Source organism: Oscillatoria sp. HE19RPO, assembly GCF_024220515.1.
GTDB lineage: Bacteria > Cyanobacteriota > Cyanobacteriia > Cyanobacteriales > Laspinemataceae > Laspinema.
Window position 1 is genome coordinate 1 of record NZ_JAMXOT010000335.1, and the last position, 9,336, is coordinate 9,336.

Genomic DNA, 9,336 nt, shown 5'->3' on the forward strand with positions numbered 1-9,336 from the left:
TCAATGAAATCATCACCTTGGTTGCCGTGGAGAATATCATTACCATCCAAACCAAAGATTTGGTCGTTACTACCTAATCCTTGGATAAAATCAGCCTCGTTGGTTCCGATGATGGAATCCGGTTCCGGAGTGCCAATCACCACGGGGTTTCCGGTTGTACTGTTGAGCGTAATCTCCAACGTGGGTAGAGTGGGAATGGAAATGGAGAAGTTGGAAAGGTCTGGAACATCAGCCAAAATGGATGCAGCATCCACTAGGGGAGTGCTGACTGGATTATTGGCTAGGAACTGATTGAAATAAGCCGGTCCGATCGGTCCAAAGATTTTGATAATCAAAGGACTGCTCTGAGGCTGTTCTACAGGAGGCTGTTCTACAGGAGGCTGTTCTACAGGAGGCTCTTCTACAGAAGGCTCTTCTACAGAAGGCTCTTCTACAGAAGGCTCTTCTACAGAAGGCTCTTCTACAGAAGGCTCTTCGCTGCTGGTATCTACGGTTAAGGTAACTTGGGTAGAAGCAGCCGAAACATTTCCGGCCTCATCTGTTGCCGTGGCCGTCAAGTTGTAAGTGCCATCTGCTATGGCTTCTTCTGGCGTAAATGTCCAGTTTCCACTCGCATCAGCGGTGGCTGTACCGATATTGGTGCCATCTTGCAAGATATTAACGGTACTGTTGGCTTCGGCGGTTCCTGTAATTTCCGGGGTGTTATCATCGGTTGTGCCAGTGGTGGTGATAATGGGTGCTGCTGGTGCAGTAGCATCAATGGTTAAACTACTGGCAGTTGAAGCAGCCGAAACATTTCCCGCCGCATCCGTAGCAGTCGCAGTTAAAGAGTAAGTAGCATCAGTTAAAGCAGTTGTCGGTGTAAAAGTCCAATTCCCAGTCGCATCAGCCGTAGTCGTACCCAGAGAAGTTGTACCTTGTAAAATATTTACCGTACTATTAGCTTCAGCAGTTCCCGTAATCGTGGGAGTATTATCGTTAGTTGTGCCAGTAGTAGCAATAGTCGGTGCTGTCGGTGCAGTGACATCAGCAGTGCGAGTTAACTGAGTTGCAGCAGTATTATTGTTACTGGCACTATCTGTAGATGTAGCAGCGGCAATATCAACAGTCACACTCCCATCAGCAGTCGGAGTCACATCAAAGGTGTAAGTTTTAGCATCAACTGTGACGAAGTTACCGATAGTAGCATTGCCAACCGTAATATCAGTAGCATCAAAGCCAGTGACATCTTCACTGAAGGTAGCAGTAACGGTAAATAAACTATTAACGGTGGCGGCTGAAGTTGATGTTAAAGCAACCGTCGGTGCAACAGTATCAGCAGTGCGAGTTAATTGAGTTGCAGCAGTATTATTGTTGCTGGCACTATCTGTAGATGTAGCAGCTGCAATATCAACAGTCACACTCCCATCCGCAGTCGGAGTCACATCAAAGGTGTAGGTTTTAGCATCAACTGTGGTGAAGTTACCGACAGTAGCATTGCCAACAGTAATATCAGTAGCATCAAAGCCGGTGACATCTTCACTGAAGGTAGCAGTAACGGTAAATAAACTATTAACGGTGGCGGCGGCTGGGGATGTTAAAGCAACTGTGGGTGCAACAGTATCAGCAGTGCGAGTTAATTGAGTTGCAGCAGTATTATTATTATTACCCACAGTATCTGTAGCTGTAGCAGCGGCAATATCAACAGTCACATTCCCGTCAGCAGTCGGAGTCACATCAAAGGTGTAAGTTTTAGCATCAACTGTGACGAAGTTACCGACAGTAGCATTGCCAACAGTAATATCAGTAGCATCAAAGCCGGTGACATCTTCACTGAAGGTAGCGGTAACGGTAAATAAACTATTAACGGTGGCGGCGGCTGGGGATGTTAAAGCAACTGTGGGTACAGTGACATCAGCAGTGCGAGTTAACTGAGTTGCAGCCGTATTATTATTACCCGCAGTATCTGTAGATTTAGCAGCGGCAATATCAACAGTCACACTCCCGTCAGCAGTCGGAGTCACATCAAAGGTGTAAGTTTTGGCATCAACTGTGACGAAGTTACCCACAGTAGCATTGGCAACAGTAATATCAGTAGTATCAAAACCCGTGACATCTTCACTGAAGGTAGCAGTAACGGTAAATAAACTATTAACTGTGGCGGCGGCTGGGGATGTTAAAGCAACTGTGGGTGCAACAGTATCAGCAGTGCGAGTTAATTGAGTTGCAGCAGTATTATTGTTACTGGCACTATCTGTAGATGTAGCAGCGGCAATATCAACAGTCACACTCCCATCCGCAGTCGGAGTCACATCAAAGGTGTAAGTTTTAGCATCAACTGTGGTGAAGTTACCGACATTAGCATTGCCAACCGTAATATCAGTAGCATCAAAGCCGGTGACATCTTCACTGAAGGTGGCGGTGACGGTAAATAAACTATTAACTGTGGCGGCGGCTGGGGATGTTAAAGCAACTGTGGGTGCAACAGTATCAGCAGTGCGAGTTAATTGAGTTGCAGCAGTATTATTGTTACTGGCACTATCTGTAGATGTGGCAGCGGCAATATCAACAGTCACACTCCCATCCGCAGTCGGAGTCACATCAAAGGTGTAGGTTTTAGCATCAACTGTGACGAAGTTACCCACAGTAGCATTGCCAACCGTAATATCAGTAGCATCAAAGCCGGTGACATCTTCACTGAAGGTAGCGGTGACGGTAAAGGGTGCGTTGACTGTGGCGGCGGCTGGGGATGTTAAAGTAACTGTGGGTACAGTGACATCAGCAGTGCGAGTTAACTGAGTAGCCGCCGTATTATTATTCCCCGCAGTATCCGTAGCCTTAGCTGCAAGTAAATCAACAGTCACACTCCCATCCGCAGTCGGAGTCACATCAAAGGTGTAGGTTTTGGCATCAACTGTGACAAAGTTACCTACAGTAGCATTGCCAACCGTAATATCAGTAGCATCAAAGCCGATGACATCTTCACTGAAGGTAGCAGTAACGGTAAAGGGTGCGTTGACTGTGGCGGCGGCTGGGGATGTTAAAGCAACTGTAGGTGCAACGGTATCAACAACTATGGCTTTACTACCGCCGAGGGAGTTAAGTGTGGCTAAGGTGGGGAGAGTTAAATCGGCATTCACAGCCAACTTATCTTGAATTGTGCCGCCGTTGAGAGTGAGAGCCGTTGTGGAGAGATATTCTAAATCAATAGAGGAGTCTCCAGCTTGCACCACATAGTCGAAGGTGAGGGTCGTAGTGCCGGTACCACCAGTATAATTTGCAAATTGGTCAGTGGTGCCAGTTTCTAGTTGCAGTTGAGGTGTGCCGGTGACATCCACAGCCGCATCAAAGATGACGGTGATATTTATAGTAGCACCGACACCGTAGCTACCGTTAGTGGTGTTAGCGGTGACAGCAGTTACTTTAGCGTTGGTGTTGAGTAAGATGGAGGCGCTGTTGCTGTAGCGGTTCGCCACTGCTAAGTCCTGTAAACCGTCCCCGTTGAAGTCGCCGATGCTGACGTCGCGGGGGCGATCGCCAGTGGCGAAGTCTACTTTAGGGGCGAAGGTGGGGGTGGTGGCTCCCGTGGCGGTGGTGTTGAGGAAGATGGAGGCGGTGTTGCTGTTGAAGTTCGCCACAGCTAAGTCCGGTTTGCCGTCCCCGTTGAAGTCGTCGATGCTGACGGAGATGGGGTTATTGCCAGTGGCGAAGTCTACTTTAGGGGCGAAGGTGGGGGTGGTGGCTCCCGTGGCGGTGGTGTTAAGGAAGATGGAAACGGTGTTGCTGTTGTTGTTTGCCACAGCTAAGTCCGGTTTGCCGTCCCCGTTGATGTCGCCGATGCTGACGGAGATGGGGCGAGTGCCAGTGGCGAAGTCTACTTTAGGGTCGAAGGTGGGGGTGGCGGCTCCCGTGGTGGTGGTGTTAAGGAAGATGGAGGCGCTGGCGCTGTTGAAGTTCGCCACAGCTAAGTCGGGTTTGCCGTCCCCGTTGATGTCGCCGATGCTGACGGAGAGGGGGGTAGAGCCCGTGGCAAAGTCTACTTTAGGGTTTAAGGTGGGGGTGGCGGCTCCCGTGGTGGTGGTGTTGAGCAGGATGGAGGCGGTGTTGCTGGAGAGGTTCGTCACTGCTAAGTCCGATTTGCCGTCCCCGTTGATGTCGCCGATGCTGATGGAGTAGGGGTTAATGCCAGTGGCGAAGTCTACTTTAGGGGCGAAGGTGGGGGTGGCGGCTCCCATGGTGGTGGTGTTGAGCAGGATGGAGGTGGTGGTGCTGGGTTGGTTCGTCACTGCTAAGTCGGGTTTGCCGTCACCGTTGATGTCGCCGATGCTGGCGAAGCGGGGGCCAATGCCAGTTGTGAAGTCTACTTTAGGGGCGAAGGTGGGGGTGGAGGCTCCTGTGGCGGTGGTGTTGAGCAGGATGGAGGTGGAGGCGCTGGCGAAGTTCACCACTGCTAAGTCGGCTTTGCCGTCCCCGTTGAAGTCGCCGATGCTGACGGAGATGGGCTGAGTGCCAGTGGTGAAGTCTACTTTAGGGGCTAAACCAAGTATGCCGATGTAGGTGTTGAGGGCTTTGGCGTTAAAGGGGATTGTGGCTTTGATGGAGCCTGTTTGGACTTCTAGTTTCCAGTCTCCCCCTAATTCGGCGCTACCTGTGGGGGTGGCTGAGGCGGCGATGTTGGCTTCGGTGATTTCACTGAGTCGTTTGAGGAAGTTTTGGCCGGTTTCTCCTTTGGCGACTTCGCATCCATATAATAGGATGTCGGCATTTTGGGTGAGGGCTTTTCCCCATTGTTTGATTTGGGGGCTGAATTTATCTAGGTTATTGCTATTGAGGGCTTCGGTGCTGAGGTTGAGGCTGCCTTCGCTGCCGTGGGATAGGATATGTAGGGCTGAAATGTCTTTTTGATTGGCTAGGGCGTTGGTAATTTGGTCGATGCCGCTCAAATTTTCATTTTAAATGAAAATTTGAGCGGCATCGGCTTTGTTAATTAGGCTTTGATAGTCTTGTACGGTGGAGTCTACGAAAATGATTTGATTGTTCACGGTAGATTGCCTGATATTTTTATAGAATAAGTTTATCATCCCCCTGTAGGGTAGTCCTAAATATGTAATGATTCTTTATACATAGTGAATAAAACACCATAAGGCTCCAATATAATTTTCTAATTTTTTAAAATAAAGATAAAGTTTTTCAAGCCTTGCCGCGAAATTCGCTGCCTTAACGTATTATTAAATCGTTCATCAATATGGCTGGGTTTTCCGCTATTTTTGCTCACAGCTTTATGCCGTTTTTTAGGCAATACACATTCGTAGGCTTGCCTAAAATCGGTATAACAAACAGCACATTGGCGATCAACAGGCGGTCAGGAATCCCATAACTTTCATTCTGATTTTTGACTGCGATCTCCGTTCGTAACATCCAACAATTTCTCGGGTGTTTAAATTTAGAGCAAGGCAAACCCATTGTTGATTTTCTTTTTTTTGAACATCAGACTAAAGTTCATCACATTACTGGCGTTTTCTGGGGCTTTAGCTGATAGGTTAAGTTCTCTAAGAACCTTGGCATACTTGGCGTTCACATATTCTTGAAGCCAAGTTCCAGCAAACTCCAAGGACTCTACATATACCAGCCAAAGGTATTTTTTCAAGTCAGAGTTTATCAACCAGATTTTGTAGGAAATTAGAAATATATTTTTTGGGGGTTATCTCAATTTGGCAAAGAGACCTAACCCCCCAGCCCCCTTCCCTACGAGGGAAGGGGGAGCAAGACGTGTAAATTCCCCTTTTAGGCAAAATTGAGATGCTCCCTATATTTTTTGGGGGTTATCTCAAGAAACTGTCGCCCACAATATGTATGAACGTTGATAATTTTGCTTGCAATTATGAATATGACCCTTTTTACGGATGTTATGAGAACCACATTTAGGACAGAGTGGTTTAGGGTCTTCAAGGTCCATAAATTTCTTGGTGGGTTGAGAATTTATCGAATTTTTCAGGTCTTAATTCCTCTAAAATTCTTGGCCCTAATTTAACATTTTACCTTCGGTAGAAAAAAATATTTTTATTTCAAATAATTTCAATAAGTCTAGTTTATTGAAAGGTTATTGTTTTTATTTGTGTTTTTTACAAAACCGCTGAATTTCTATCAGCAATTTATGAGCATCATTACATATTTAGGACGACCCAATTTGGGTCCTTGCACTGCGATTATGGACAGGGGTATTTTTTCTCCCCAGGGTTGGATCGGGTGGCAGCCCAAAAATTGCTAGAACAATCCCCTCGGTGGTAAATCGCTTCGCTATTTTTCCCTGGGTTAGCTATAAGCATAATGCCTGACTTTTGTCAAGGGTTAGAATAAATCATCCAGAGACGAGGGGAAATCATCTCGGGGCGGGACTTGGCGATCGCCAAACTCAGAAGGGGGGCGATCGCTACTCCAGGCCCACCAAACACAACCACAGTTCCCACACTCGTAAAACTCCTGCCACTTGCGACGGTGGTTTTCCGTATAAACCGGCGATCGCCGATTAATCCAAACCCGCTGCGCCTGCATAGAGGTCCCATGGCAGGAAGGGCAGTAGAACTCGTGAGCGTGAACTGCCTTCGTTGTCCATTCCGGTGGAATTGGCTCAAAAGCTTCCATGTCTTAAACTTCACTCATTAAGATGGCCGATAGGTGCCCTAATATTCCCTCGAAGGGCTGGTTTTTCCCCACCCACTCCAAAGGAGGAACGAATCGCACTATCGTATTCTATTGTAGGACGCTCTGGGCGTTTCTTTGCGAGTTCCCCCAAACTCTAAACTATCCCCACTCTCAACCGGAATCTGCCTATCATGGATCCATCACCCGAAATCTACCGCTTATTAGACTTGATGCCTGCATCGGGTCGGATGCTGTGCAAAATCGTCAATAAACCGCAACAATCCACGGCGATCGCGAGTTCCTTTCCCCTGCCTTGGGCGAGGGAACGACCAATTTATATTAACTTTGACTTCTGGCGCAAATTATCCAGACCCCAAAGAGACTTGTTACTCCTGAGAACCGTTAGCTGGTTATTGGGAGTGAAATGGTTTAAACCGGACTTATATCAAGGGGTTGTGATTGCTGGATTATTGGGCACTGTGGTTGAATTGGTCCAAGGAGATGCGGTGGGAGTCGTCACCGCTGGGGGGTTAACGGCCCTTGCAGGCGCTCAAATTTGGCGAAGCACTCACCGCAGCGATCGCGAAATCGAGGCGGATCAATCGGCGATTCAAATTGCCCTGAGAAGAGGTTATAACGAATCTGAGGCCGCTAGACATCTGTTGAGTGCGATCGAAACCGTCGCTACCCTAGAAGGCAGACCCGGGTTAGATTTTATGGAACTGATTCGCGTCCAAAACTTACGGGCGATCGCTGGACTTTCCGCCGTCGGCATTCCCGACGAGGGGATTCGGGAATAGGGGAAAGATGCAGGAGAAACGATGAAAATAGAGAGTCAGAAACCGGGTTTCTTGATTCACTTTCAGTTAAGAGGCAAAAGTTTAAGCCAGAAACCCGGTTTCTTGTCCTGGCAGAGGTTATAAAACCACCAGAGGTTATAAAACCAGGTAAAAATTAGAAACCGGGTTTCTTCACCACCCCTCTAGCAATTCACCAAAAGTTTAAGCCAGAAACCCGGTTTCTTGTCCCTTTTGTTGAGCAATCTGTTATCGTGGCGCAGGTTCAATCACTTCACGAATCCGATAAATCGGTCGTTGCTGAGATTCGTGATAGGTTCGCATCAATAATTCAGCTAAGAGGCCAAAACTAAACAATTGCACTCCAGCCAAAAACAGGACCACGGCCAAAATCAATAAGGGGCGGTCTCCAATACTTGCCCCAAATCCGAGTTTGAGAATGGTTAAATACAATCCTAATCCAAACCCCAAGACCATAGAAATAATCCCAAACCCTCCAAAAACGTGCATAGGACGGGTGAGAAATTTCTTCATAAAAAAAACTGTCAACAAATCCATCAAGACCCGAATCGTTCGGCCTAATCCATATTTGCTTTGACCATAGCGACGCGCATGATGGCGGACTGGAATTTCGACAATTCTGGCCCCTTCAATAAATGCTAAGGCGGGTAAAAACCGATGCAACTCTCCGTAGAGATTCATATCCGCCACAATTTCCTTGCGGTATGCTTTCAAAGAACAGCCGTAATCGTGCAATTTGACCCCGGTTACTTTGGCAATCATGGCATTAGCAATTTTAGAAGGAAGCAAGCGAGTGAGGGCCGCATCTTGACGCTTTTGACGCCAACCACTGACGAGATCATATCCCTCATTTAATTTGATCACCAGTTCAGGAATATCAGCGGGGTCATTTTGCAAATCCCCATCCAAGGTGACAATAATCGGCGATCGCGCCGACTTAAATCCCGCTGCCATTGCCGCAGTTTGACCATAGTTGCGGCGCAAAATCACTGCTACTAGGTCATTTCGCGTTTTTGCTTCTTGTCTGAGGACTTCGGTGGAGCCATCGGTGGAGCCATCATCCACGCAGATCAGTTCATAATTAAGTTGGGCGTCACTGAGGGCTTGGGCGATCGCACCGATCAAGTGCGGCAGACTTTCCACCTCGTTGTGAATAGGAACAACGACGGATACATCTAGGGGGGAAAGCGCCGGTTCGATGTGGGAAGGATGCAAAGCGGGTGAAATTTCCATTTATCTGTAATAATCAAACTCAATAGTGGGATTTTCCCTTCGGGGTAAAACCGATGAGCAAGTCGAATCAATCTGGATTACAGGAATATCGAACCCCAAGGATAAAGTATCTATTATGACGCCTTGCTTGGGTTTTTGAAAGGGTCTGTAAATTTTATCTCCATTTTATGATGTCATGTTTGAGGAAAATCGCCCCCAGTCTACCCCGATCAAAATTTTACCCTCCAGTGGAGTCTGGCTACTTTGCCCTCGGACGACGATACAGTAAAGGTTAGAAACTGGGTTTTTCACAACCCACTGCCGTAAAAGCAGCCCATCTAGGCAAATCCTCGATGTTTTGTCCGGGGAATATCGCTAGTCTAACTGAATTTGACCGAGAGAAAGCCAGCTTTCTGGCTCTCATGACAAGATTATCAATCTTGGATCCATTGTCAGGATGATTGGGTGTCCCCCTATCAGACTGGAGCGATACTGTAGTCAATATTCGGTAAAATTTTGACAAGTGAATTTTCCACTTAGGGAAATCCAAAAAATAAAACCTTCAAAAAACCCGCAGGCTCAAGCCTGGGGCTACACGGACAAAGCGGTGCCTGCGCGGGCTAAAAGAGCCTTGTTAGGTGCGATCGCATCAAAGCAAGGATGATTTATTTGTTGGAATCCCCTT

At 47.5% G+C, this 9,336-nt stretch carries 5 protein-coding genes and 3 pseudogenes; 2 read left to right on the forward strand and 6 right to left on the reverse strand.

Going from position 1 to position 9,336, the window contains the following annotated elements:
- Positions 1-254 (reverse strand): annotated as a pseudogene (locus NG833_RS31070) (hypothetical protein); the annotation flags it as partial.
- Between the two features lie 134 nt (positions 255-388).
- Here NG833_RS31070 and NG833_RS31075 point away from each other — a divergent pair.
- A pseudogene (locus NG833_RS31075) lies at positions 389-502 on the forward strand (hypothetical protein); the annotation flags it as partial.
- Positions 503-542: 40 nt separating this feature from the next.
- Here NG833_RS31075 and NG833_RS25670 read toward each other — a convergent pair.
- The 4 genes and pseudogenes from NG833_RS25670 to NG833_RS25685 form a co-directional block, all read right to left on the reverse strand.
- Positions 543-4,922: pseudogene (locus tag NG833_RS25670) on the reverse strand (Ig-like domain-containing protein); the annotation flags it as partial.
- Between the two features lie 9 nt (positions 4,923-4,931).
- On the reverse strand, positions 4,932-5,021 hold the full coding sequence (locus NG833_RS25675) for a DUF4347 domain-containing protein (protein WP_254568117.1): 90 nt from the start codon (positions 5,019-5,021) through the stop codon (positions 4,932-4,934).
- A 401-nt stretch (positions 5,022-5,422) separates the two neighbouring features.
- On the reverse strand, positions 5,423-5,641 hold the full coding sequence (locus tag NG833_RS25680) for a hypothetical protein (RefSeq protein ID WP_254568118.1): 219 nt from the start codon (positions 5,639-5,641) through the stop codon (positions 5,423-5,425).
- 686 nt (positions 5,642-6,327) lie between these two features.
- Positions 6,328-6,621 (reverse strand): hypothetical protein, encoded by a 294-nt coding sequence (locus tag NG833_RS25685; RefSeq protein ID WP_254568119.1) that lies wholly within the window; start codon positions 6,619-6,621, stop codon positions 6,328-6,330.
- A gap of 191 nt (positions 6,622-6,812) precedes the next feature.
- Here NG833_RS25685 and NG833_RS25690 point away from each other — a divergent pair, with 191 nt between their 5' ends.
- Complete coding sequence (locus NG833_RS25690) at positions 6,813-7,421, forward strand: DUF3318 domain-containing protein (RefSeq protein ID WP_254568120.1); 609 nt, start codon at positions 6,813-6,815, stop codon at positions 7,419-7,421.
- 246 nt (positions 7,422-7,667) lie between these two features.
- On the opposite strand, the gene NG833_RS25695 is transcribed toward NG833_RS25690, so the two are convergent.
- The gene (locus NG833_RS25695; RefSeq protein WP_254568121.1) at positions 7,668-8,672 is read right to left on the reverse strand and encodes a glycosyltransferase; all 1,005 of its coding nucleotides are present in this window, start codon (positions 8,670-8,672) and stop codon (positions 7,668-7,670) included.
- Positions 8,673-9,336 lie beyond the last annotated feature (664 nt).

Bases quoted from the DNA above. Each gene is read 5' to 3' on its own strand.
- NG833_RS25685 (WP_254568119.1), bottom strand. From the start codon at position 6,621: ATGGAAGCTTTTGAGCCAATTCCACCGGAATGGACAACGAAGGCAGTT.
- NG833_RS25690 (WP_254568120.1), top strand. From the start codon at position 6,813: ATGGATCCATCACCCGAAATCTACCGCTTATTAGACTTGATGCCTGCA.
- NG833_RS25695 (WP_254568121.1), bottom strand. From the start codon at position 8,672: ATGGAAATTTCACCCGCTTTGCATCCTTCCCACATCGAACCGGCGCTT.